Annotated in this window: 14 protein-coding genes; 7 read left to right on the forward strand and 7 right to left on the reverse strand. The window is 62.9% G+C overall.

Translation table 11 applies throughout. The annotated features are described in order from the left end of the window. The first annotated feature begins 203 nt into the window (after window positions 1-203). The 6 genes from FIV35_RS10105 to FIV35_RS10130 all read left to right on the forward strand — a co-directional run bounded on the left by FIV35_RS10105 (window position 204) and on the right by FIV35_RS10130 (window position 13,207). Complete coding sequence (locus tag FIV35_RS10105; RefSeq protein WP_034100353.1) at window positions 204-935, forward strand: GntR family transcriptional regulator; 732 nt, start codon at window positions 204-206, stop codon at window positions 933-935. A 53-nt stretch (window positions 936-988) separates the two neighbouring features. Further along, the gene (gene nagA, locus FIV35_RS10110; protein WP_083377781.1) at window positions 989-2,095 is read left to right on the forward strand and encodes an N-acetylglucosamine-6-phosphate deacetylase; all 1,107 of its coding nucleotides are present in this window, start codon (window positions 989-991) and stop codon (window positions 2,093-2,095) included. Beyond that, window positions 2,076-3,098, forward strand: coding sequence for an SIS domain-containing protein (locus FIV35_RS10115; protein WP_146374970.1), 1,023 nt, complete (start codon window positions 2,076-2,078; stop codon window positions 3,096-3,098). Before nagA ends, FIV35_RS10115 begins: the two co-directional genes overlap by 20 nt. A 36-nt stretch (window positions 3,099-3,134) precedes the next feature. Then, window positions 3,135-5,645 carry a phosphoenolpyruvate--protein phosphotransferase gene (gene ptsP, locus FIV35_RS10120; RefSeq protein ID WP_034139196.1) on the forward strand — a complete coding sequence of 837 codons (2,511 nt, stop codon included), beginning with the start codon at window positions 3,135-3,137 and terminating at the stop codon, window positions 5,643-5,645. Window positions 5,646-5,672: 27 nt separating this feature from the next. After that, on the forward strand, window positions 5,673-7,367 hold the full coding sequence (gene nagE / locus FIV35_RS10125; protein ID WP_034139197.1) for an N-acetylglucosamine-specific PTS transporter subunit IIBC: 1,695 nt from the start codon (window positions 5,673-5,675) through the stop codon (window positions 7,365-7,367). Between the two features lie 92 nt (window positions 7,368-7,459). Continuing rightward, window positions 7,460-13,207, forward strand: coding sequence for a membrane-targeted effector domain-containing toxin (locus FIV35_RS10130; RefSeq protein WP_034139198.1), 5,748 nt, complete (start codon window positions 7,460-7,462; stop codon window positions 13,205-13,207). A 67-nt stretch (window positions 13,208-13,274) separates the two neighbouring features. Here FIV35_RS10130 and FIV35_RS10135 read toward each other — a convergent pair whose 3' ends face one another. Both FIV35_RS10135 and purL read right to left on the reverse strand, forming a co-directional pair. Then, window positions 13,275-13,586: a YqfO family protein gene (locus FIV35_RS10135; RefSeq protein WP_034139199.1), complete on the reverse strand. Its 312-nt coding sequence runs from the start codon at window positions 13,584-13,586 to the stop codon at window positions 13,275-13,277. Between the two features lie 4 nt (window positions 13,587-13,590). After that, entirely contained in the window at window positions 13,591-17,487 is a 3,897-nt protein-coding gene (purL, locus tag FIV35_RS10140; RefSeq protein WP_034139200.1) for a phosphoribosylformylglycinamidine synthase, read from the reverse strand. A 286-nt stretch (window positions 17,488-17,773) separates the two neighbouring features. On the opposite strand from purL, the gene mltF reads away from it, so the two are divergent. Then, entirely contained in the window at window positions 17,774-19,234 is a 1,461-nt protein-coding gene (mltF, locus tag FIV35_RS10145; protein ID WP_034100367.1) for a membrane-bound lytic murein transglycosylase MltF, read from the forward strand. Between the two features lie 39 nt (window positions 19,235-19,273). Here the strand turns inward: mltF and FIV35_RS10150 are convergent, their stop codons facing one another. From FIV35_RS10150 to treP, 5 genes are all read right to left on the reverse strand, one after another. Next, window positions 19,274-19,552, reverse strand: a complete 279-nt coding sequence (locus FIV35_RS10150; protein ID WP_034100369.1) for a PTS sugar transporter subunit IIB — start codon at window positions 19,550-19,552, stop codon at window positions 19,274-19,276. 2 nt (window positions 19,553-19,554) lie between these two features. After that, a complete protein-coding gene (gene ptsP / locus FIV35_RS10155) occupies window positions 19,555-22,059 on the reverse strand; it encodes a phosphoenolpyruvate--protein phosphotransferase (RefSeq protein WP_034139201.1) in 2,505 nt (834 codons plus the stop codon). A 61-nt stretch (window positions 22,060-22,120) separates the two neighbouring features. Continuing rightward, on the reverse strand, window positions 22,121-23,341 hold the full coding sequence (locus FIV35_RS10160) for a maltoporin (RefSeq protein ID WP_034139202.1): 1,221 nt from the start codon (window positions 23,339-23,341) through the stop codon (window positions 22,121-22,123). A gap of 72 nt (window positions 23,342-23,413) precedes the next feature. Beyond that, window positions 23,414-25,060: an alpha,alpha-phosphotrehalase gene (treC, locus tag FIV35_RS10165; RefSeq protein ID WP_034139203.1), complete on the reverse strand. Its 1,647-nt coding sequence runs from the start codon at window positions 25,058-25,060 to the stop codon at window positions 23,414-23,416. A gap of 135 nt (window positions 25,061-25,195) precedes the next feature. Then, window positions 25,196-26,638, reverse strand: coding sequence for a PTS system trehalose-specific EIIBC component (gene treP / locus FIV35_RS10170; protein WP_083377780.1), 1,443 nt, complete (start codon window positions 26,636-26,638; stop codon window positions 25,196-25,198). Window positions 26,639-26,725 lie beyond the last annotated feature (87 nt).

A 26,725-nucleotide genomic window follows, 5' to 3' on the forward strand; every position in this document is an offset into this window, starting at 1 on the left:
GAATACCAGTTCACCGCGCGGGCCTGTGCATTTCTGCGCGCCACAAAGACCTCTCTAATACCACTTACCAAACAGCACCAATATCGCGCCCTAAATCATGGATTCGCACCGTTTTGGCAGCATTGACATGGTATTTAAGTGGTATTAGCTTGCGCCCCATACCGAGTGCCAGAACACCAATAACCGCATCGGACACCTCACAAATGAACCACATCCTCACCCTGCGCCCCGACGACAAACAATCCACGCCGCTGTACCTGCAATTGGCGCGCAATCTGGAGGCCGCCATTCATGCCGGTCGATGGACGTCCGAACAAGCTCTGCCGTCGGAGCGAACACTCAGTGAGCAGTTGAGCATTTCGCGGGTTACTGCGCGCAAGGCGCTGGAAGTGTTGCTCAGCCAGGGCTTGATCCGCCGCAGCCAGGGCTCAGGGACTTTTATCACGCCGCGCCTGGAGCAGCCGTTGTCGCGCCTGTCGGGGTTCAGCGAGATGTTGCGCCTCAAGGGGTTCGTGCCCAGCTCACAGTGGCTGGAGCGCGAGATCACCCCGCCGACCCATGAAGAACTGATCCGCCTGGGCCTGTCGCCCACCGACAAAGTCGCGCGGCTCAAGCGCCTGCGTAAGGCCGATGACACGGTGATGGCGATCGAGATGACCACCCTGCCCGCCAGCGTACTGCCGCAGCCGCAGTCCGTCGGCAACTCGCTGTACGAATACCTGGACGGCGTCAACAAACCCATCATGCGCGCGCTGCAGCATATTCAGGCGATCAACGCCTCGGACGAGTTCGCCAACCTGGTGGGCATCGCCCCCGGCACCGCCATGCTGCTGATGACCCGGGTCGGCTACACCGCCGACAACACACCGATCGAAATCACCGACACCTACTGTCGCAACGACTACTACGACTTCGTCGCCGAACTTCGACGTTAAAACGCCGCGCGGCGCTGACGTTGCGACCCTTTGCGAGACACAGAGAACTGCCCATGTCCGAAGACAATATCCTTACGCCCCAAGGCTGGGTGCGCGGCCGCCTGGTGCACGAGCACGGCAAGGTCGTCGCCGTCCACGGCCAGCCGTGCGACCCGGCCGACAACGACCTGCCCTACCTGCTGCCCGGTTTTATCGACCTGCATGTACACGGCGGTGGCGGCAAGGACATCATGGAAGGCGCCACGGCCTTCGAGACCATCACCCGCACCCATGTGCGCTTCGGCACCACCTCGCTGCTGGCCACCACCATGACCGCACCGGTGGATGAAATCTCCAGTGTCCTCGGCCAGCTCGGCGCGTTCTGCGAGCAACGCCCCGTTGGCTGCGCCCGGGTACTTGGGGTGCATCTGGAAGGGCCCTACATCAATCCGGGAAAACTCGGCGCCCAGCCCAACTTCGCCCACACCGCGCTGATGGCCGAAGTGGAAGCCTATCTGCGACTGGCGCCGATCCGGGTGATCACCATTGCTCCGGAAATCGCCGGCCATGACGGCCTGATCCGCGCCCTCAGCCAACGCGGCGTGCGCATGCAGATCGGTCACACCCTGGGCAGCTATGAAGAGGGCGTTGCGGCCCTGGCCGCTGGCGCTACCAGCTTCACCCATTTGTACAACGCCATGAGCCCCCTGCATCACCGCGAACCCGGCATTGTCGGCGCCGCGCTGGCCCATGCCACCTACGCCGAATTGATCCCGGATTTGCTGCACGTACACCCCGGCGCCATCCGCGTGGCGTTGCGGTCGATCCCGTGCCTGTACTGCGTCACCGACTCCACCGCCGCCGCCGGCATGCCCGACGGTGAATACAAGCTGGGCAGCCACACCGTGACCAAATGCCTGGGCGGCGTGCGTCTGGCCGACGGCACCCTGGCCGGCAGCACCCTGACCATGGATCAGGCGCTGCGTAACCTGGTGAAGATCGGCCTGCCGCTTCACGAAGCCTCGCAGCGCCTGTCGCAATTCCCCGCGGATTACCTGGGCCTGGAAGAACGCGGCCGCCTGCAACCCGGCAGCTTTGCCGACTGCGTGCGCCTGGACCGTTCCCTGCACCTCACTGACGTAATGGTCGAAGGAGACACCATTGACTTCAAAAATGCTTGAAGAGGCCCTGGCCTCCGCTGACGCGGTTGCCGCGCAGTTGCAACGTTTGGATCCGTTGCTGGAAGAGATTGCCGGTCGCCTGCGTCGCCAGCCGCCGCAAGTGGCGATGACCATCGCCCGCGGCAGCTCCGACCATGCCGCCAGTTACTTCGCTTACTTGGCCATGCAGCATGTGGGGGTGCCGGTGGCGTCGTTGCCGATGTCGGTGGTCACGTTGTTGCAAGCGCCGTTGAAGGTCAGTGGCCAGGTGGCGTTCGGGTTTTCCCAATCGGGCCAGAGCCCGGATCTGGTCAACAGCCTGCGCCTGCTGCGCAAGCGTGGCGCCTTGAGCATCTCGTTGGTCAATGCCGAAGATTCGCCCCTGGAAGCCGCGTGCGAATTCCACGTACCGCTGTGCGCCGGGCCGGAACTGAGTGTCGCCGCCACCAAAAGTTTTATAGCCACCCTTAGCGCCACGGCGCAGTTGATCGGCCACTGGAACCAGGAAGCCGAGCTGCTGCGCGCCTGCCGCGCGTTGCCCGATGAATTGCGCGCCGCCGCTAAGCAGGATTGGAGCCCCGCCATCGACGCCCTGCGCGGCAGCCAACGTCTGATGGTGATCGGTCGTGGCGCCGGTTTCGCCATTGCCCAGGAGGCCGCGCTCAAGCTCAAGGAAACCTCGGCGATCCAGGCCGAAGCCTTCAGCAGCGCCGAAGTACGTCACGGCCCAATGGCCTTGATCGATGACAACTACCCGCTGTTGGTGTTCGCCCCGCGCGGCGCCGAGCAGGCTGGTCTGCTGAGCTTGGCCGCCGACATGCGCCAACGCGGCGCCCGCGTGCTGCTGTCCGCGCCGGACGATATCGCCGAACGCGACCTGACCCTGAGCCGCGCCGAACACCCGAGCCTGGACCCGATCCTGGCGATCCAGAGTTTCTATGTGATGGCGGCCGGCCTGGCCGTGGCGCGAGGCATGGACCCGGACCAGCCGCGCCACCTGAGCAAAGTCACCCGCACCCACTGAGTCGCTTGCCGTGTTTTCCTGATGAGTACCGTGCCCATGTCCAATAACAACAATGACCTGACCCTCAGCGCCCCTTTAAGCGGGCCGGTGCTGGCCCTGGGCAATGTGCCCGACAAGGTATTCGCCAGCGGTGCCATGGGCGACGGCCTGGCCATCGATCCGTTGAACGATTGCCTGCACGCGCCGTGCGACGGCGAGATCATCCAAGTAGCCCGCACCGGCCATGCGCTGACGATCCGCGCCGACAACGGCGCCGAACTGCTGATGCACGTGGGCATCGACACGGTGGCGCTCAACGGCCAGGGCTTTGCCCTGCGCGTGGAACAGGGCGCGCGGGTCAGCCGGGGCCAGGTGTTGCTGCAGTTCGACCTGGACCGCGTCGCACGCCACTGCAAAAGCCTGATCAGCCTGATCATCCTCACCAATGGCGAGCACTTCCAATTGCGTCCGCTGGGGATTGATTCGGTCAAGGTCGGCGAGCCGTTTATGCAGATTACGGCGCGCGCGACCGCTTCGGTGCGCACGGCTGTGGACAACAGCGACGCTGAAGCCAGCGCCCAGGTGCGCGTCACGCATCGGGGCGGTTTGCATGCGCGTCCGGCGGCGCTGATCCGCAAGGCGGCGCAGGGGTTCAGCAGCCAGTCACGCCTGCATTTCGCCGGTCACTCGGCGGCGTGCGACAGCTTGATGGGCGTGATGGGGCTGGGCGTGGGAGAAGGCGACGAGGTGCGCGTGACATGCCGCGGCAAGGATTGCGAAGCCGCACTGCAAGCGTTGGTGACGGCGCTGTCCCAGCCCATCGGCGATGCCCCTCACGCGCCGGCCGCCGCCGCGCCCGTGCGGGTCACTGCCGAGGCCGGCGTGCTGCAAGGCGTGTGCGCGGCGCCCGGGCTGGTGTGCGGGCCGCTGTTGCGCATGGCCGGTGTGGAGCTGGCGCCCGATCCCGGCAATCATCAAGCCGATGAACAACTGCAGCGCCTGGACGCGGCGCTGGAGCAAGTGCGCGGCGAAATCCACACCACCCTGGCGCAGGCCCGCCAACGTAAAGCCGTGGAGGAAGAAGAGATCTTCGCCGCCCATTTGGCCTTGCTGGAAGACCCCGCGTTGCTGGACGCCGCCAACGCCGCCATCGAACACGGCAGCGCGGCCACCCACGCCTGGCGCGATGCGATCCAGGCCCAGTGCCAGGTGTTGCTGGGCTTGGGCAAGCCGCTGTTCGCCGAACGCGCCAATGACCTGCGCGACCTGCAGCAACGGGTGCTACGTGCATTGCTCGGCGAAGCCTGGCAGTTCGAACTGCCCGCCGGGGCCATCGTCAGCGCCCATGAACTGACCCCATCGGACCTGCTGCAATTGAGTGCACAACACGCGGTGGGCCTCTGCATGGCCGAAGGCGGCGCCACCTCCCATGTGGCGATCCTCGCCCGAGGCAAAGGGCTGCCCTGTGTGGTCGCCCTCGGCGCCGAAGTGCTCGACGTGCCCCAAGGCCAACGGGTGGTGCTCGACGCGGCCAATGGGCGCCTCGAATTGGCGCCCAGCGAGGCGCGTCACGCCGAAGTGCATCGGATTCGCGACGCGCAAAAACGCCGGCGCCAGCAGCAACAAAACCAGGCACACCAGCCGGCGCAGACCCGCGACGGGGTGAGCATTGAAGTGGCGGCCAATGTCGCCTCCAGCGCCGAGGCACAGGTAGCGTTCGAGAACGGTGCCGATGGCGTCGGCCTGCTGCGCACCGAATTCCTGTTCGTCGACCGTCGCACCGCGCCGGATGAGCAGGAGCAACGCCAGGCCTATCAAGCAGTGCTGGATGCCATGGGCGAAAAATCGGTGATCATCCGCACCATCGATGTGGGCGGTGACAAACAGCTCGACTATCTGCCGCTGCCGGCGGAAGCCAACCCGGTGCTGGGCTTGCGTGGTATTCGCCTGGCCCAGGTACGGCCCGAATTGCTCGATCAACAACTGCGCGCGCTGTTGCAAGTCACGCCGCTGGGGCGTTGCCGCATCCTGCTGCCGATGGTCAGCGAAGTCGACGAACTGCTGCACATCCGCCAGCGTCTCGACCAACTGTGTATGGAGCTGGAACTGAGCGTGCGTCCGGAACTGGGCGTGATGATCGAAGTGCCTGCCGCCGCGCTATTGGCCGAGCAACTGGCCCGGCATGCGGATTTTCTTTCCATAGGCACCAATGACCTGTCCCAGTACACCCTGGCCATGGACCGCGACCACGCGGGGCTCGCGGCCCGCGTTGATGCCCTGCACCCGGCGCTGTTGCGCCTGATCGCCCAAACCTGCGCCGGCGCGGCCAAGCACGGGCGTTGGGTCGGCGTGTGCGGCGCCCTGGCCTCCGATCCGCTCGCCACCCCGGTACTGGTGGGGCTGGGGGTCAGCGAGCTGTCCGTCAGCCCGCTTCAAATAGCCGAGATCAAAGACCGCGTCCGCCATCTGGAGGCGGCGCACTGCCGGCAACTGAGCCAAGGGCTGCTCGACCTGAGCAGTGCCACGGCCGTTCGCCAAGCCTGTCAACGCCACTGGCCGCTGAGCTGACAACAACAAGAAAAAGGGAGACATGCCATGTACCAGCACTTTATCGAAGGCCTGCAACGCCTGGGCCGTGCACTGATGCTGCCGATTGCGATCCTGCCGATCGCCGGCCTGCTGCTGCGCCTGGGCGACACCGACCTTCTGAACATTGCGGTGATGCACGATGCCGGTCAGGCGATTTTCGCCAACCTGGCGCTGATCTTCGCCATCGGTATCGCCGTGGGTTTTGCCCGCGACAATAACGGCACCGCCGGCTTGGCCGGGGCCATCGGCTATTTGGTGATGATCTCCACCCTCAAGGTGATGGACACCACGATCAACATGGGGATGCTCGCCGGTATCGCCAGCGGCTTGATGGCCGGGGCGCTGTACAACCGCTTCAAGGACATCAAGCTGCCGGAGTACCTGGCGTTTTTCGGCGGCCGGCGGTTTGTGCCGATTGTCACCGGGTTCTCTGCCGTGGGCTTGGGCGTGGTGTTCGGCCTGATCTGGCCACCGATCCAGCATGGCATCAACAGCTTCGGCGTACTGCTGATGGAAAGCGGCAGCCTCGGCGCATTCGTATTCGGCGTGTTCAACCGCCTGCTGATCGTTACCGGTCTGCACCACATCCTCAACAACATGGCCTGGTTCGTGTTCGGCAGTTTTACCGACCCGGCCACCGGCGCGGTGGTCACGGGCGACCTGACCCGCTATTTTGCCGGCGACCCCAAGGGCGGCCAGTTCATGACCGGCATGTTCCCGGTGATGCTGTTCGGCCTGCCCGCCGCGTGCCTGGCGATGTACCGCAACGCTTTGCCGGAGCGGCGCAAGGTCATGGGCGGGATTTTCCTGTCGATGGCCCTGACATCGTTTCTGACCGGGGTGACCGAGCCGATCGAATTCGCGTTCATGTTCCTCGCGCCATTTTTGTACCTGATCCATGCGGTACTGACGGGTCTGTCGATGGCCGTCACCAATATGTTGAACATCCACCTCGGCTTCACCTTCTCCGGTGGCTTTATCGATATGGTGCTGGGTTGGGGCAAGTCCACCAATGGTTGGTTGGTGGTCCCGGTCGGCTTGGCGTATGCGCTGATCTACTACAGCGTGTTCAGCTATTGCATCCGCCGCTTCAACCTGAAAACGCCGGGGCGTGAAGATATCCAAGCCGCGCCGACGCAAACACTGACCGACAACCAACGCGCCAGCGCCTATATCCGCGCCCTGGGCGGTGCGGACAACCTGCTCAGCGTCGGCGCCTGCACCACCCGCCTGCGCCTGGACATGGTGGATCGCAACAAAGCGCTGGATGCCGACCTCAAGGCGCTGGGCGCCATGGCCGTGGTGCGCCCCGGCAACGGTGGCAGCCTGCAGGTGGTGGTCGGGCCGATGGCCGATAGCATCGCCGATGAAATTCGCTTGGCCATGCCGTCATTCGTCGCTACCGCACCGGTGGCAGCGGCACCTGTGGATAAACCGAAAGCGGTGAATGAGCAGCACGCCGAGCAATGGCTGAACGCCTTGGGCGGACGCGCGAATGTGCGCCAATTGGAAGCGCTGGCCATGACCCGCCTGCGGGTGGTGCTGGGCGATGATTCAGCCTTGTCCGAAGCGCAACTGACGGCGCTGGGCTGCCAGGGCATCAGCCAGCTCGACAGCGGCGTTTGGCACCTGCTGGTCGGTGACAACGCAACCGGATTGGGCGAGGCGCTGGAACGCCTGACCCGCCCGCTCAACGCCTGACCGGCGGGGGGCACCACTGACTTATCTACAGCCCGTTCACGGCGCCATTCTCCAAGCTAAGGGTTCTTTCCCTCAGCATGGAGAATGTGCCCGTGAGCACGTCCAGCCCCCCTATTGCCCCGACGTTCGATGAGATAAAGGCCTACCTCAATCAGATCGGCCAGCATCTGCTCGAATCCCCCACACTGTTGATCCCGGAGAAAGCCCCCTCGCCTGACCTGCGCTATCTCGAACGCTTGAACGGGCTGATCCGTGGCGCCCGCCGGCAATACCTTGAACATGCCCGTGTCCACTACGGAACACTGCGCGACAGCGATCTGCGCAGCGAAGCAGGACAAGCCTTGCTCGCCACCCTCAAGGCCAACCTCGATACCCGGTTGCGACAACTGGATCTGGCCCACCAGATCGACGGCAAGCCGCGTAAATCCTTTATGACCTTCGACGCCGGCTTCATCGCGCTGACCCACGAAGCCAAGCTCGGCGTGCAGGATCGGCTGTTGCACCCACAAGAAGGCGCGATGCTTGAAAAGGTGTCGCTGTACCCAACCCTGCGCCCGGGGCTGTATGCGTTGCGCTTCAGCTATCAGGAGCAGACCGTCGAGCTGGCCGGTGCGTTTGTGGTGACCGAAAAAAACCATCCCGTGCCGAGCAGCCTCACCGCCCCGCTGGATGTCGGCCAGGTGCTGCTGTTCACTCCGGCGCGGGGCGTCGAGTCATTCGATTCATTGGCGCTGCTGGACAGACGCTTGCACCAGCAGTTCGAACACCCCGCCAGCACCGAGGAATTCAGGGCGCTGCTGCCAGTGCGCTACCAAGCGCTGGGTAGCAGCGGAATCTGGCCGCTGACGCTGTCGCCCATCAGCGATAAGCCGCTGTTCGAGCACGTCAACGACGTGCTGATCGACCGGCGCACCCTGGACATCGAGCGCGCGTTAAGCCTTGTGGACAACCCGGACCAGAACGCCGCGCAACTCATTGAGGCTGTCGAGCATGCCATCGAGGCCGCCCTGCCCGACCTCACCGCCCGCCTTGAACTGCGAGCCCAGACCCTGCTCGAACGCTGCCTGCGTTACAGCGCGCCGGACTGGTACCGCAGCGCCAGCGAGGTTGCGCGCAGCACCCTGGCCGAGCGCCTCAAGGGCTACGATCAGGCGCGCCGGGCAATGCTGGAGGTGTTGAACCCGGCCACCACCCCCCGCACGCTGGCACGCTATCAATGGCTGGAACGGCTGGCGGACGAGTTGGACATCCACGACCTGGAACCCCAGCACCTGCTGGTCAGCACCCGACGCTTCGTACCCAATGTCGGCCATTACGATCACGACCGCACGCTGATCGAGCTAGCCTTGCGCGGCCTGCACACCGACGATGAAAAGCCGGGCTCCGACTTCCTCGCCAACACCGTCCTCACCTACCAGGATGCGCCCCTGCCAGCGGCCTATCAGGATCTGAACGTCGCCTGGCTGGCGCAGCAAATGGCCACCCTGCAACCGCGCCTGGACTTCGCCGATGCGCAACGCGATCTGCATGGCCGGGCAGAAGTGCGGCGCGCGGTTGAGCACATGCTCGATCAACGTATCGTCGCATTGGCGTATATCGCCCACCTGCAAGGTCATCTGCTGGAGAGCGACCTGCAACTGCTTGAGCGTCTGCGCGAAGGCACCGACCCGCAGCTCAGCGCCGCCACCGTGGGGGCCAATACCCTGTCGCTGCACGGCGCACAGCTTCAGGACCTGTGGGTGCTGCGCCGCACGAACGCCAGCGGCGTCGTGGACCGCGTGCTGCTGTGCACCCCTGAAGCGCCGCGCGACCAGCAATTCAAGGCCTTCGACACGGAACGGGCCTGCCAGCAACATATCCTCGGCTGGACCTTGGACAACGGCCTGAAGGCCGCGCCGGGGAGCATGACCGATTACCTGATCACCCGCGTGCCGCTGCGCTTTCGCGCGGCGATGCAGCACGTACTCAGCAACCTGAGCCTCAAATACCACGCCGAGGAATACAAAGAGGTCACCTTCAGCACCACCGCCAGCCACGCCGAATGCCTGCAAGCGATGTCGCGCCATGTGCTGTCGGCGCGTATCGACGACTATGCGTTCAGCACCCCGAACTGGTACCGCTCGACCACCGATGAGGTGCGCAAACAACTGGTGACCGCCGCCGAGGACGCCGAAGGGGCGCTGCAGGCCTACCACGAACATCCGCTCTCGGAGGCTAATTTCCACAGCTTCAACACCTACCTCCATGACCAGGCCCGACAACGCTTGAATGGCCTGCTGGGCCGCCCAGGGAATGACGTCGACCCGGATACCGTCTGGGTCTATGCCCCGCCGACATTAGTTCTTGCCTCGCGCCCCGAACCGATGACCTACACCCAATTGTTTCGCGACGGCTACGCCGACGGGGTGGGCTTTCTCGATGAGAAATTTTCCCGCTCGGCTACTTTCAGGGGCCCGGAGGGTATCGACCTGAGCGCACTGACCGCCGAAAAGGTCGCGCGCTCGGTCACCGGGGTGTGGATCGGTCAGCGCTACACAGACAAAGTCAGACGCGAGCTGCTGAATGCCGACAGCCCGGCCTATGACTTCCGGCGCAATGCCATTCTGGCCATCACCCAACGCCAGTTGCTCAGTGCCGCCATCGAGGCGCAGCTCAAAGGCGACATCGCCGGGGTGGACTTGAATTGGCTGAAAAAAAGCATCGCCAGCCTGGGCGACACCACCGTGCAGACCCGCAAGACCTACGCCATCCACCGCTTGATGATCGATGGCGATTGGGTGATCGACACCTACCTGTTCAGCCACGCCGACAACCCGGTCCTGCTGTACACCCCGCAAGCGCCCGACGGCATCAGTTTTCGCGAGGCTCGGCTGTTCAATTACCTGCTCAAGACCCAGCCCGGCTGGATCGGCTACCTGGTCAACCGGGTCGGCGTTCAATCCCAGGTGCGAGTGCGCCGCTTTCTGGAAGAAGCGCGGCGCCTGCTGCCCGCGCACTTGGATAGCACCAGCCTCAGTCCGGCGCGCTACGACGCCATAGCCGGCGTGCCGCCTGTTACCGACCTGCGCCAGCTGCTGTACAACATGAAACTGCAACGCAAGATCGACAACGTCACAGGCACCACGGTCAACCGCACGCAAATGGTGACCGGCATTCTCTGGACCTGTGTGGAATGGGTCACCGCTATCGCCACCGCGCCCTACCCGGTGCTGAGCCTGAGCACCGGGATGTTGCTGGCTTTCAAGGACGCCATGCTCGCCCTGCACGCCTATCACCAGGGCGACACCGGCGCGACACTGGAACACCTGGCCGGGTACCTGTTCAACAGCGCCGGCGCGGTGTTCACCGACTTGCGCCCGGTATTGCGCGGCTTCAAGCCGACTGGCAAACCGTTGCGTCTGGCCGCAGCCAAGAACGAACACCTGCGCGCCATGAAATTGATCCGGCAACTGGAGCCCGCCCCTGCGGTGCCCGCCAACATGCAGCCGGTGATGTTCGAAGGGCAAGCCTTGTGGGCGAGCCGTACGCCGGATGTGATCGGGCGCTATTTGCTGTATCGGCTCGATCCGCTCAGCGGCAGGTTGGTCTCGACCACCCGCGTGGCCGCCCCCAATGCCGAGGGCGTATGGCGTCGTACCGGAGTGGCCGGCGGCGGCCCGAAATATGAAACGCTACCAGAGACACCCCAACCGTTTGCCCAGTATGAAATGCCGGAGAAACACTGGCGCGACCTGACGACGGTGATCAACCCGAACGTGCGCGAAGAACTCATACGGCTGGGCCGCGAACGCGACGTGCCGGCCTATACGGTGTTGTCGTCCGCGGCCGACAGCGTGAAACACTTGCAGCCGGTTTACGTGCAAAAAGTCGAGCGGCTGATCAAGGATGCGCGCAATTTTTTCCGATTCCTCGACCCGATCCCCACCCGCGCGCCCGCGCCGCCCATAGAGGCGAGCACAACCTTCAGGCAACTGCTCGACAGCGATGTGTTCGCCGGCAACAAGAACCTGGTCATTGGGGCGGTACCCGGCTCCATCGCCAGTAAACAGGTGCTGATGCAACAGATGGACGCCCTGATCGAAAAAGGCTTCAAGCGCCTGTACGTGGAATACCTGCCGGGGGACGTGTTCCGGCCGAAACTGGAGAAATTCAACAAGGGCCAGTCCTGGCGGCACATCCAGCAGCATATGCGGAGTATCGACAGCGCCTTCGGCATCGCCGACGACGCGGAGTTTTCCTACGCTGCCCTGCTAGGTAAAGCGCAGGAAAAAAAGGTGCAAATCTGCGCCCTCGATGCCACGACGTCCTATCAACTCGAAGACTCGCTGACCCTGCTCGGTAATACGCCGTCCACCACGCCACGGGGCAATGACCTGAGAAACTTCTACTCCCATAAAGTGATTCAAGCCGACAGCGTCGACGCCATGGATGAACGCTGGGTGGCCTTGGTCGAACCGTCCCGGATGCGCAGCTTCAATCAAACCCCGGGGCTGGCCGACCTGCACAATGCGGTGGCGTTGCGCATCGACGACGTGGGCGCGAACCAGCCTGTCGGCCTTTGGCTGGATACTCCCGGCGCGATTCCCGGCGATGGACTGGCCAAGGCCGATTACCGTATGACCCTGCACACCGACTACAAAGCCCCCCAACCCAGTATCGCGGAGAGTGCACCCCAGCCCGGTCACTTCAGTGAGTTCGACATTGCGCCGACCTTCAGGGACGACATCGCCAGCCTGGCCGAACACCCCAGGGGCCTGGACACGCGTTACGCCCCCAGCGGTGCCCGCAGTCGTGAAGCATTCGATGCCTTTGTGGCGCTACGCACGCAGTTGAAGGCCAGGGCCCGAGCGTTTTTTGCCGACTATCACGCCACGCCCCGACCGGAACTGCCGCACCTGAGAACGGACACCACACCGGAAGCTTTCCTCAAGCAGGTCAGTGACAGCACGTTCTCGGGGCTGGTGATTGGCGAAGCCCACTCGGCCCAGGCCAGCAAAGCATTCCTGCGCAAACAGATGAAGACCCTCAAGCAACAAGGCTTCAAAACCTTATATGTCGAGCACCTGCTGACCGACCTGCATCAGGCACAACTGGACCTGTTCCATCGCACCCAGCGCCTGCCCGACGAACTCAAGGCTTACCTAAAGCGCCAGGACAGCGGGCATATGCCACTGTATCGAGGCCCTAACAGTTATTCCGAAGTGGTTCAGGCCGCCGGCAAATACGGCATTCGCGTTCGCGCCCTGGACTGCACCGCCAGCTATCACGTCAAAGGCCTGGAGGGCATCACCGATCGCAATCAACTGTTCAGCTATTTTGCCGCTCAGATAATCAAGGCCGACCAGGCAGCCCATGGCCCGCACAAATGGGTGGCGTTCGTAGGCAGCGGCCACACCAATACCCAGCTCGGGGTGCCGGGGCTGGCCGAATTGCAGGGCGCCATCAGCCTGCATATTCGCGACGTCGCGCCCACCCTGTCGCGCAGCCTGCATCGCGGTTATTGGGAGACGGACATCCAGGGCGCCTACTGGCTTGCCGTGCGTAGCGACTTCAAGCTAGACGTCGGTATCGCAGGCACCCAGACGCCCCTGCCCTTTCCTGCCGCCGACCGCTCGAAACTGACTCGACCCGGTTACTTTCTGGTGGAACGCCCATCAGCTGCCGAAACCAACATCCTGCACCGCTCCCGTAGCGGCGAGATCGTTTCCACGCCAATTCAGGTAGATGACAACGGGCTGTTTTTCATCGACCGCTGGAACATGAAAGAACAGCGCTTCGAGTTCCAGAACACCCTGATCGAAGCCTTGAGGGAAGAGGTGAAACTGACACCGGCCCCCTGAACACCGGCCACAAAAAACCCGCCGACCATAAAGGCTCGGCGGGTTGCTTGGAGTGGCTGCCGGCAGATCAGAAATCCGCCAACGACCACACTTCATACGCAGGTGTTTCGTAGGGATGGCTGAGCTTTAACGCAGCCACTGCGGCTACGATCAAATCGTCCGCCACCACCATCTCAACTTTCCACTCATCGACCACTTCAACCTCGCCGACTTGCCCGAGAAACGGCTGGCTGCCGTCCAACGCGCGAAACTGGCCGCGGCCCAGCACTTGCCAGGCGCAGCTGTCGTAGTCGCCGATGCGCCCGCCGCCAGCTGCAAAGACGGCGGTTTTCACCGTCTCCACATGGCTGTCGGGCACAAAGAAGCTGAGCTTGTACACCGCCTCAGTTCACCCACACGCGCGCGTTGCGGAACATGCGCATCCAGGCACCGTCTTCGTTCCACTCTTCCGGACGCCACGAGTTCTGCACGGCGCGGAACACGCGCTCTGGGTGCGGCATCATGATGGTCACGCGGCCGTCGCGGCTGGTCAGGCCGGTGATCCCGCGCGGCGAGCCGTTCGGGTTGGCCGGGTAGGTCTCGGTGACCTTGCCGTGGTTGTCGACGAAACGCAGGGCCACGGTGCCGGACAGGTCGGCTTCCAGCAGTGCCTCTTCGCTTTCGAACTCGGCATGGCCTTCACCGTGGGCGATGGCGATCGGCATGCGCGAACCGGCCATGCCTTGCAGGAAGATCGAGTTGGACTCCTGCACCTGCACCATGGCGACACGGGCTTCGAACTGCTCGGAGCGGTTGCGCACAAAGTGCGGCCAGAACTCGCTGCCCGGGATCAGCTCGTGAAGGTTGGACATCATCTGGCAACCGTTGCACACACCCAGGGTGAAGCTGTCGTTGCGCTCGAAGAAGCCCTGGAACGCATCGCGGGCACGGCTGTTGAACAGCGCCGACTTGGCCCAGCCTTCGCCGGCACCCAGCACGTCGCCATAGGAGAAACCGCCACAGGCCACCAGGCCCTTGAACTCGTTGAGGTCGACGCGACCGGCGAGGATGTCGCTCATGTGCACGTCGATCGCATTGAAGCCGGCGCGGTCGAACGCCGCCGCCATTTCCACCTGACCGTTGACGCCCTGCTCACGCAGCACCGCCACCTGTGGGCGGATGCCTTTCTTGATGTACGGCGCGGCGATGTCCTGGTTGACGTCGAAGCTGAGCTTGGTGCTCAGGCCCGGGTTGTCTTCTTCCAGGATCACGTCGAATTCCTGCTCGGCGCAGTCGGCGTTATCGCGCAGGCGTTGGATCTGGTAGCTGGTCTCGGCCCACTGGCGTTGCAGCAGACGACGCTGGCCGCTGAACACGGTGTCGCCGTTGAAGGAGATATTGATTTCGCCGTTGTTGATCGGCTGACCGATCACCGCGACGCAATCGGCCAGGCCGGCCGCGCTGAACTGAGCCAGCACATCCGGAGTGGCGTCCTGACGGACCTGGATCACTGCACCCAACTCTTCGTTGAACAGGATGCCGTTGATCTCGGAGGCATCCTCGGCAACGCTGTCGAGCACGATGTTCAGGCCGCAGTGACCGGCGAAGGCCATTTCCACGACGCTGGTCAGCAAGCCGCCGTCGGAACGGTCGTGGTAGGCCAGCAGGTGGCCGTCGGCGTTAAGGCCCTGGATCACGGCGAAGAAGGCTTTGAGGTCTTCGGCGTCGTCGACGTCCGGGGCCTGCTTGCCGAGCTTGCCGTGGGTCTGCGCCAGGATCGAGGCGCCCATGCGGTTCTGGCCACGGCCCAGGTCGATCAGCACCAGGTCAGTGGTGCCCTTGTCCATGCGCAGTTGCGGGGTGAGGGTCTGGCGGATGTCGGTAACCGGCGCAAAACCGGTGACGATCAGCGACAGCGGCGAGGTGACGCTCTTGTCGGTGCCGTCTTCGTTCCAGCGGGTGGCCATGGACATCGAGTCCTTGCCCACCGGGATGGTAATGCCCAGCTCAGGGCACAGCTCCATGCCGACGGCTTTCACGGTGTCGTACAGGCGCGCGTCTTCACCCGGGTGGCCGGCGGCAGACATCCAGTTGGCCGACAATTTGATGTCGGACAGCTTGCCGATGCGCGACGCGGCGATGTTGGTGAGGGTTTCACCAATGGCCATGCGGCCCGACGCCGGAGCGTCCAGCAGGGCCAGCGGGGTACGCTCGCCCATGGCCATGGCTTCACCGGTATAAACGTCGAAGCTGGTGGCGGTGACGGCCACGTCAGCCACCGGGACCTGCCACGGGCCGACCATTTGGTCACGGGCCACCAGGCCGGTGATGGTGCGGTCGCCGATGGTGATCAGGAAGCTCTTGCTCGCCACGGCCGGGTGATGCAGCACGCGTTCGATGCTGTCGGCCAGTTCCAGCTTGCTTGGGTCGAAATCATCGCCCAGTTCGGTTTCACGTACCGCCGAACGGTGCATGCGCGGGGCTTTGCCCAGCAGCACTTCGAGGGGCATGTCCACCGGGCTGTTGCCGAAGTGGCTGTCGGTGACGGTCAGTTGCGGTTCGGCAGTGGCTTCGCCGACCACGGCAAACGGGCAGCGCTCACGCTCGCAGATGGCCTGGAAGCGCGCGAAGTCGTCGGCGCCGACGGCCAGCACGTAACGCTCCTGGGATTCGTTACTCCAGATTTCGTGCGGGGCCATGCCCGGCTCGTCGTTTGGAATATTGCGCAGTTCGAAGCGGCCGCCACGGTCGCCATCGTTGACCAGCTCCGGGAAGGCGTTGGACAGACCGCCCGCGCCGACGTCGTGGATAAAGCTGATGGGGTTCTTGTCACCCAGTTGCCAGCAACGGTCGATGACTTCCTGGCAACGGCGTTCCATTTCCGGGTTTTCGCGCTGTACGGACGCGAAGTCCAGGTCCGCCGAGCTGGTGCCGGTGGCCATGGAGGAAGCAGCGCCGCCGCCCAGGCCGATCAGCATCGCCGGGCCGCCGAGCACGATCAGCTTGGAGCCGACCAGGATCTCGCCTTTCTTGACGTGTTCTTCACGGATGTTGCCCATGCCGCCGGCCAGCATGATCGGCTTGTGGTAACCGCGCACTTCATCGCCACGGGGGGTGGTGATGGACTGTTCAAAGGTACGGAAGTAGCCGGTCAGGGCCGGACGGCCGAACTCGTTATTGAACGCGGCGCCGCCCAGCGGGCCTTCGATCATGATGTCCAGCGCGTTGACGATGCGCTCGGGCTTGCCGTACGGCACTTCCCACGGCTGTTCGAAGCCCGGGATCTGCAGGTTGGAGACGGTGAAACCGGTGAGGCCGGCCTTGGGCTTGGCGCCGCGACCGGTAGCACCTTCGTCGCGGATCTCGCCGCCGGAACCGGTGGCTGCGCCTGGGAACGGGGCAATCGCGGTCGGGTGGTTGTGGGTCTCGACCTTCATCAGGATATGCACCGGCTCCTGCACCGCGCCGTACTGGCGGGTCTCGGGGTCCGGGAAGAAACGGCCGGCGACGGAGCCGACGATTACCGAGGCGTTGTCCTTATAAGCAGAAAGAACACCTTCGCTGTGCATCACGTAGGTGTTCTTGATCATGCCGAACAGGCTTTTTTCCTGGCTTTCGCCGTCGATGTCCCAACTGGCGTTGAAGATCTTGTGACGGCAATGCTCGGAGTTGGCCTGGGCGAACATCATCAGTTCGATGTCGTGGGGGTTACGCTTGAGGCCGTTGAAGGCGTTGACCAGATAGTCGATCTCGTCTTCGGCCAGGGCCAGGCCCAGTTCGGTGTTGGCCTTCTCGAGGGCGGCGCGGCCACCGCCGAGCACATCAATCGCGGTCAGCGGCTTGGGCTCGGCATGGCTGAACAGACCGGCGGCCTGTTCCAACTGACCAACGATGATCTGGGTCATGCGGTCGTGCAGGCTGCTGGCGATCAGCTCGGCTTCGGCCTCGCTGAACTGCCCGGCGACGTAGAAGGCGATACCGCGTTCCAGGCGCTGGATATTCGACAGGCCGCAGTTACGGGCAATGTCGCTGGCCTTGCTCGACCAGGGCGAGATGGTGCCGAACCGTGGCAGAACCAGGAACAAGCGGCCGGTCGGCTCTTGAACGGGAACGCTTGGGCCGTACTTCAGAAGGCGTGCCAGCACTTGCTGTTCGTCGGCGGTCAAAACGCCGCTCACGTCGGCGAAGTGAGCAAATTCAGCGTACAAGCCTGTAACAGCTGGAACCTTCTGGCTCAGTTGCTCAAGGAGTTTGCTGTGGCGAAAGGCAGAAAGGGCAGGAGCGCCGCGCAGGATCAACATCTTCGGGACAGCCTCGGGAAGGGGTGTGCTTTGAGGCCGTGCATTCTAGCGTAAACCGCCGCCAACGGCACCCGAAACGGCATCGCTGGCCGCTGCCGAACGTCAGTTGGCCGCGATTGCACCTTATCGCGGCGGCATCCGCTGCATTCCGCGCAGTTATTTTAACCGTCACAAACGCCCGCCAACGCCCATTTCTGCGGGCTGCAGCACAGTTTTGGCAGCGCTAGCAGACAAGTCCTGCGCTGTCGAGATATGGCGCCGTGGGCCGTTTGCGTATACTGCGCAGATGTTCTCCCCAACTGCTTTGCGCCCGCGATGCGCCAGATGGCTCATCGCAACCGGACTCTTCCTGATGCTCAGCGCCTGTGTTGATAAACCCAGCACGCTCGAGCGAATCAAGGAGGATGGCGTATTGCGGGTGGTTACTCGAAACAGTCCAGCCACTTATTTCCAGGACCGCAACGGTGAAACCGGTTTCGAGTACGAACTGGTCAAGCGCTTTGCCGATGACCTTGGGGTGAAGCTGGAAATCGAGACCGCCGACAACCTTGACGACCTGTTCGGCCAGTTGGGCAAACCCAACGGCCCGGTGCTCGCCGCCGCCGGCCTGGTGAGCAGCGAACAGCGTCAGCAACAAGTGCGTTTCTCCCATCCTTATTTGGAAGTCACTCCACAGATCATCTACCGCAACGGCCAATCGCGGCCGACCAACGCGGCGGATCTGGTGGGCAAGAAGATCATGGTGCTCAAGGGCAGCACCCACGCCGAACAACTGGCCGAGCTCAAAAAGCAAAATCCTGCCATCGAATACGAAGAATCCGACGCGGTCGAGGTGGTCGATTTGCTGCGCATGGTGGACGAGGGCCAAATCGACCTGACCCTGGTGGACTCCAACGAAGTGGCCATGAACCAGGTGTACTTCCCCAATGTGCGCGTGGCCTTCGACTTGGGCAATGCCAGCAACCAGAGCTGGGCCGTGGCCGCAGGGGATGACAACAGCCTGCTCAACGAGGTCAACAGTTACCTCGACAAGGTGCAGAAGAACGGCACCCTGCAACGGCTAAAAGACCGCTATTACGGGCATGTCGACGTACTGGGTTACGTCGGCGCCTATACCTTCGCCCAGCATTTGCAGCAACGCCTGCCCAAATATGAAAAGCACTTCCGGGCATATGCCAAGGCAGAAAAGGTCGATTGGCGCCTGCTGGCGGCCATCGGTTACCAGGAATCACTGTGGCAGCCGGCCGTCACCTCCAAGACTGGCGTGCGCGGCCTGATGATGCTGACCCAGAACACCGCCCAGGCGATGGGCGTGTCCAACCGTCTGGATGCCCGGCAAAGCATCATGGGCGGCGCCAAGTACCTGGCCAAGATCAAGGACGAACTGGACGACAAGATCGCCGAACCGGACCGCACCTGGTTCGCCCTCGCCGCCTACAACGTGGGCACCGGCCATCTTGAAGACGCTCGCACGTTGGCCAAGCGCGAAGGCCTGAACCCGAACAAATGGCTGGACGTAAAGAAGATGCTGCCGCGCCTGTCGCAGAAGCAGTGGTATAGCAAGACCCGCTACGGTTACGCGCGGGGCGGCGAACCGGTGCACTTCGTGGCGAACATCCGGCGCTACTACGACATTCTCACCTGGGTGACCCAGCCGCAGCTGGAAGGCAACCAGGTGGTCGAAGGCAACCTGCATGTGCCGGGTATCGACAAGACCAAGCCGCCGGAAGACACCCCACCACTCTGAGCGCAATATTTCAGACACCGCCAATTGGCTTTACTTGGCTCAAAGGCCGGTGAGCAGATGGACTACGCCGCCCGGTAACACCATCACGCCCGCAATACCCGACGCCCTTAACCCCGCCTCATCCAGCCGCCCCGCATCCTCCAATTGCACCCGCACCCGCGTCAGTGCCACGCGCTGTTGCGACTTGAGGTTATCCGCCCCGCCCAACGCACTCAGCACCTCGGCCGACAACTCATTCTGCGTTGGCGCGGCTACGGTTTCCGCCACCAGATCCGGAGTAAGTGCCTTCCAGAACGCCCGCTGCAATTTCTCGAACATGCTCAAAGCTCCACGACAGGTGAGGTTTCAACGGTGGCCGCCTGGTACATGCGCAATGCCTCGCGCACTTGGGCGGCTTCTTCCAGGCCCAGGACCTGACGGGCGATGATCTGGCAGTCAGCCAGGTCCAGCTCGCGTACCGTGGCCTTGATAGTGGGGATCAACGGGACGCTGACCGACAGCTCATCCACCCCCAACCCGATCAACACCGGCACCGCCAGCGCTTCGGACGCCAACGCACCGCACACGCCTACCCACTTGCCGTGGGCATGGGCAGCCTTGACCGTTGTGTCGATCAGCCGCAATACCGCCGGGTGGAAGCTGTCGGCCTGACTGGCCAGGCGCGGATGGTCACGGTCCATGGCCAGGGTGTATTGGGTCAGGTCATTGGTGCCGATGGAGAAAAAGTCCACATGGGGAGCGAAGACGTCCGCCATCAATGCAGCGGACGGCACTTCGATCATGATGCCCAGTTTCGGTAGCGTCGCGAGCCCGAGCGTCGCTGCTTCTTCTTGAAGAATCCGCCGAGCCAGGTGCAACTCAGAGAGCAGGCTGACCATCGGCAGCATGATATGCAGCCGCGCGAAACCGGCGCTGGCGAGAATCGCGCGGAACTGTTCGCGCAACAATTGCGGCCGCTCCAGGCATAGGCGAATGCCGCGCAGACCGAGGAATGGGTTGTTCTCGGCCTCCATCGGCACATAGGCCAAAGGTTTGTCACCGCCGACATCCAGGGTGCGCACCACCAGATTGCGCTCGGTGCCCAAGGCACGGGCGATGGCGGTGTAGGTGGCGGCTTGTTCGTCGGGGCTGGGGGCGCGGTTGCGGTCCAGGTAGAGAAATTCCGAACGCAGCAGGCCGACGCCTTCGCCGCCCAGGCCCAGGGACTGCTCCACTTCCGGCAACGAAGCAACGTTGGCGGTGACTTCGACATGATGCCCATCGCGGGTGATTGCAGGAACACCGGCCTGCGCCATGTCCCGCTGATGACGCAGTAGCTGTTGCGCGCGCGCCGTTTCCAACTGCTCGATTTGCGCCAGGTCCGGGTCCAACTGCAACGTACCCTGATCGGCGTCCAACAAGACATACCGAGCGTTGGCCAGCGCCAGCACTTCAGGCGATACGCCGCAAATCGCCGGCAGGCCAAGGGCCCGGGCGAGGATGGCGACATGGCTGGTGGCGCCGCCGCCGACCGTGACAAAGCCCAGCACCTTGCGCGTGTCCAGGCTGGCGGTTTGCGAAGGGGTGAGTTGCTCGGCGATCAGGATCGCGCGCTCGGGCAAGTCCCAGGCGCTGTCTTGAATGCCGAGGATCAGTTTCAACACACGCTGGCCGACATCCGCCAGGTCCGCTGCCCGCTCAGCGATCAGCGCATTGCCCAAGCCCTGGAAGAGTTCCACGGTGGCGGCGGTGGCGCGGTTCCAGGCAAAGGCTGCGCTCTTGCCCTCGGCCAATAATCCGTGGGCTTGTTCCAGTAATGTCGGGTCTTCAAGCAGTTCCTGATGGGCACGAAAGATCTCCGCCTGGGCACTGCCGACGGCATCGTCCTGCAAGGCTTGAAGCGCTTGGGTCGCGGCCGCCAGACCACGGGCCAACGCTGCCTGCTCAACGGCCTGCCCGGCGCCCTGCTCGGTGATGTTCAACACAGGCTCGGCCACTTGAAACACTTGGCCGAACGCCGCCCCCGGCGATGCACACACGCCCCTTAGCAGCGTGGCCGGCAACACCGCTGTCGGTGTCGTAACGGCCTCACCACAGCCTTGCGTCAACAACGCAACCAACGCCGCGATCGCGGCCTCGGCGTCTTCCCCCGCCGCACTCACTTGCAAGCTGTCGCCCTGCACGGTTTGCAGGGCCATGATCGCCACCAGCGATTTGGCATTGGCGCTCTGGGTTTGCTTGTGCAGGTAGATGCTTGCGCTAAACGCTTTCGCGGCCTGGGCCAATACAGCCGCCGGGCGGGCGTGCAGGCCGTTGGCATTCGGCAAGGTCAGGGGCTTGGAGAACAGGGCGTCGCCCTCCTCCTCATCGGCCTCTTCTATCCGATTGCCAGGGGCTACCTGCAACACGGGCTGGCCCAGTTCTACCAGGCCGTTTGCCAAAGGCGTGAAGGGCTCGCCGCTGACCACCAGCATCAGGGTCAGCACACTGCGTGCGTTGAGCGCCACATAGTCGGCATCGAATTCGATCAGGGCTTGCCCCGCCTCCACCCGCTGGCCTTCCTCGACCAGACGGGTGAAGCCCTTGCCGGCCAGGCTTACGGTGTCCAGGCCGATATGCATCAGCACCTGCACGCCGTTGTCATCGGTGATGCTGACCGCATGCCCAGTGTCCTGGATATTGCTGATCACCCCGGCCAGCGGCGCGCAGAGGGTCTGCGATGTTGGGTCGATGCACAGGCCGTCGCCGATCATGCGGCTGGCGAATACCGGGTCGGGCACCTTGTCCAGCGCCAGCAGTACACCCGACAAGGGCGCCCGCAATTCCAGGGGTTGCGTTGCGATCATGACTTCACCTGCAGTTTTGTTCTGTAAAAATCACGGGGTGGATGCGTATGCCAGGGGTGTCTTACTTCCACCAGTATTCAACCTGCACGCCCACGTTCGACCCATGCCGCGCCGTGCCATAGGAACCGGTGTCGGACAACGCCGAGCCCGCCGCCAGTTCATTCGCCGCACGCTTGGCCGCTTCGTTCCAGGTCGCATAGGTGTAGTACAAGCGCACTTCCGGTCGCGCCCAGAAATCCGGGCCTTTGGGCGACCAGGTCGGGGCGAAGGTGAATTTGCTCAGTTTGCGCGTGCCGCCGGTGGCGTCGACTTGATCGTGCCCCAGTTCGGTGACCAGTTTGAATTGTTCGCTGAGCGCATACGCAGGTCGTACGCCGATGGACATCCAGGTCTGATCCTGGCTGCCGGGGCGAATGTCCTTCTGGTACACCGCCTCGATCTGCCCACCGAAACGCGGGGTCACCTGCCAGTCGAAAAACTCCACGGCGCGATAACTTTTGCTGCTGTTGTCCAGGAAGGTATTGCCGGTGTAGCCCAGGCCGGTGCCGGGGCCTTCGCCGTACTGCAGGGCGAATTTGTTCTTGCCGCCCAGGAAGGGTTTTTGCACATGCTGCGCGGTCAGCGCCCAACCGCTGTGGGTATCACGCCCACCGGCCTTTTCGATATAGCTCAAGCCCAGCTCCAGCTCGCCGCCGGGGTTGGTCTTGAAGCCCGCGACGTTGAAATCGTGACGGGTGGCGTATTCCTTCTGGTACAGGTTGTCCTTGCGGGAAATCGCATAGCTGTACTTGAGGTCGCCGATCAGCACGTCCTCGATACCGCCGCCCGTGGCGCTCTGGTTCCAGTAGTAGAAGTCGGAAATATGGATGTCGTTACGTTTGTAGTAACGCCGACCGGCCCACAGCGAACCGCCGTTGAGGGCAGGCAGGTTCGACCATTGCGCATACATCTGCGGCATGCGCGCCGAGCCGTTGTCTTCGCCTTGGAATTTAAGGGCGCGGTCGTACTTGTTGTAGAGCGAGGCCATCGCATCGACGCTGAGTACCGAGCCATCGTCGAAGGTCAACAAGTCCTGACGCAGTTCCAGTTCGGCGTACTGCTCGCATTCGTTGCCCAGACGGTATTTGGTTTGCGCCCCCGGCAACTGGAAACACTGCTGTGGGCCACTGCCCGTGGAAGTCCCCGCGCCACTGCGCAGGTAACCGGCGAATTCCAGGGCCTGGGCGCCGAATGGCAGACTCAGGCAGGAGGCAACGAGGCCGAGCTTTACGGTGGTTTTCATGAAGCACTCCAATATTTTTATTATGTTTTTTTGCAGCGCCCCTGCACTCCCATACAGGGGTTACAGCGGGTCTCAGTCCTTCAAATGCAGCACAAAAGATTCGTACGGACGCAACACCACCGTGGTGGTGCGTTGCGGGCAGTCGGGGTAGTTGCTGATCAGCAGGCGTTGCTCGGTCGCCGCACCAATCACCTGGTCAGGCAGTTGGATCTCACAGGGCTGGCCGTAGAAGTTGTTCAGCACCAGCAGGCGCTCGCCGAGGCCTTCGCGCAGGTAGGCCCAGACCTGCAAATGGTCTTGCAGCAGTGGCCGGTAAACGCCCTCTTGAATCAGCGGTTCGTGACGACGCAAGGCGATCAGCGCGCGGTAGTGGTGCAGCACGGAGTCGGGATCATCGAGTTGGTTTTCGACATTGATATGCGCCGCACTGACCGGGATGCCGATCCACGGCTCGCCGCTGCTGAAACCCGCATTTGGCTGCGCGTTCCATTGCATGGGCGTACGGCCGTTGTCGCGGGACTTCTGCATGATCGCGGCCATGCTCGCCGCTTCGGATTCGCCCGCATCGCGCTTGAGGCGGAAGATGTTCAGGGTCTCCACATCGCGGTACTGCTCGATCCTGTCGAAGCCCGGATTGGGCATGCCCAGTTCTTCGCCCTGGTACACAAACGGCGTGCCTTGGAGAAAGTGCAGCGCAGTGGCGAGCATCTTGGCCGAGACCACGCGGTACTCGCCGTCATCACCGAAGCGCGAGACCACTCGCGGCTGGTCGTGGTTACACCAGAACAGCGCGTTCCAGCCGCCACCGGCCTGCATGCCCAGTTGCCAGTCGGAAAGGATCTGCTTGAGTTGCAGGAAGTCGAAGTCGGCCTTCACCCACTTTTGCAGGTTCGGGTAATCCACTTTCAAATGGTGAAAGTTGAAGGTCATCGACAGCTCTTTCGACTCGGGCCGAGAGTAGCGGATGCAATGTTCCAGGCTGGTGGACGACATTTCGCCGACATTGATCAAGTCATGCCCCTCGAAGACTTCGCGGTGCATTTCCTGCAGGTAGGCGTGCACGTTCGGGCCATCGGTGTAGAAACGGCGGCCGTCGCTGCTGTCTTCAGGGAAATCGGCGGGTTTGGAGATCAGGTTGATCACATCCAGGCGGAAACCGCCCACGCCTTTGTCACGCCAGAAACGCATGAGCTTGAACACTTCGGCGCGCACCTTGGGGTTGTCCCAATTGAGGTCGGCCTGGGTGTGATCGAACAGATGCAGGAAATACTGGCCGGTTTGCGCCTCGTACTCCCAGGCCGAACCACCAAACTTGGATTCCCAGTTGTTCGGCTGGTCGCGCCAGATATAGAAATCGCGGTAGGGGTTGTCGAGGCTGCTGCGTGCCTGCTGGAACCATTCATGCTCGATGGAGGTGTGGTTGACCACAATGTCGAGCATCAGCTTGATGCCGCGCTTGGCCGCCTCGGCGATCAGCAGGTCGCAGTCGGCCATGGTCCCGTAGCTGGGGTCGATGGCGTAGTAGTCGCTGATGTCGTAGCCGTTGTCCCGTTGCGGCGAACGCAGGAACGGCGTGATCCACAAACAATCCACGCCTAGCCATTGGAGGTAGTCGAGCTTGTCCACGATGCCCAGCAGATCACCGGTGGCGTTACCCGCGTGACTGTGGAAGCTTTTGGGGTAGATCTGGTAGATCACCGAGTGTTGCCAGTCTTGCATGGTGGGTTCCTTTAGTAGGGTTTTGTGCTGGCCTCTCAGGCCTCATCGCGAGCAAATCGAACCGTCGCGCCGCCCTCCCACAGGGTGTAAGCATTCCAACTGTGGGAAGGGGGCTTGCCCCCCGATAGCGATAGTTCAGGCGACGCGATAACCCGGCCGAACAATCTTCATGCTCAACGCGCAGGTCAAAACAAACGGCACGACCATCGCGATGACCATCCCGATCACAAACATCGTGATGGATTGCGGCACGATCGAAATAAACCCAGGCAAGCCGCCCACTCCGATGGCCGAGGCCTGCACCTTGTTCAGCGACAGGAAAATGCTGCCCAGGGCCGCCCCCACCAACGCCGCATAAAACGGAAACTTGAAGCGCAGGTTCACCCCGAACATCGCCGGTTCCGTGATGCCGAAATACGCGGAAATCGCGGAGGTGGAGGCCATGCTTTTGTCCCGCGCATTGCGGGTGGTGTAGAACACGGCGAGTGTGGCACTGCCCTGGGCCAGGTTGGACATCACGATCATCGGCCAGATAAAGGTGCCGCCCTGGGTAGAGATCAGTTGCAGGTCCACGGCCAGGAACATGTGGTGCATGCCGGTGATCACCAGCGGCGCATACAGCAGGCCGAAAATCGCCCCGCCGACCATCGGCGCCAGGTCGAACAGGGTGACCACGCCTTCGGTGATCAGGATGCCAAGGTGACGGGTCACCGGGCCGATGATCGCCAAGGCCAGCACACCGGTGACCACGATGGTGGTGATGGGCACCACCAGCAATTGAATCGAATTGGGCACCCGTGCCCGCAGCCACTTCTCGATCACGCTCATCACATAGGCGGCCATCAGGATCGGCAGGATCTGCCCCTGGTAGCCGACTTTTTCGATCCTGAACCAGCCGAAAATGTCGAAGTACGGCAGGCTCTGGCCATCCAGACCGGCGACGGCCTTGCCGTAGTTCCAGGCGTTGAGCAGGTCCGGATGCACCAGCATCAAGCCGAGTACGATGCCGAGGATTTCACTGCCGCCGAAGCGCTTGGCCGCCGACCAACCCACCAGCGCCGGGAGGAACACGAACGAGGTATTGGCCATCAGGTTGATCAGGCTCCACAGGCCATCCAGGTTCGGATAGGCCTCCAGCAGCGTCTTGCCCTCGATGAACATGCCCTTGGCGCCCATCAGGTTGTTGATGCCCATAAGCAGGCCGGCAATGATCAGCGCGGGCAGGATCGGCATAAACACATCGGAGAACACGCGGACCAGGCGCTGCATGGGGTTGGTTTTGTCGGCGCCGGCTTTCTTGACGTCGGCGATGGTCGAGGCGGCAAGGCCGGTTTGCTCGCGCAGGGCGGCGTAGACCTTTTCCACTTCACCCGGACCGATCACCACTTGAAACAGGCCGCCGGTAAAGAACAACCCCTTGACCAGATCGACCTGGTTCAGCGCGCTGCCATTGACCCGGCTGGGGTCCTTGAGCGCCAGGCGCAGGCGGGTCACGCAGTGTGCGGCTTGCTCCAGGTTGTCGCTGCCTCCGAGGTGCTCGAGGATCTCGCGGGCGATATTCGAATAGTCGTGGCTCATGCTTGGTTTCCACTTTGGTTTTTTTATTTGGGGGCAGTTATTGGCAGCACGCCGAAAGCAAAAGTACTCGTACAGACGAGTTAAAGC

It is taken from the genome of Pseudomonas rhodesiae, from assembly GCF_007858255.1.
Classification (GTDB): domain Bacteria; phylum Pseudomonadota; class Gammaproteobacteria; order Pseudomonadales; family Pseudomonadaceae; genus Aquipseudomonas; species Aquipseudomonas rhodesiae.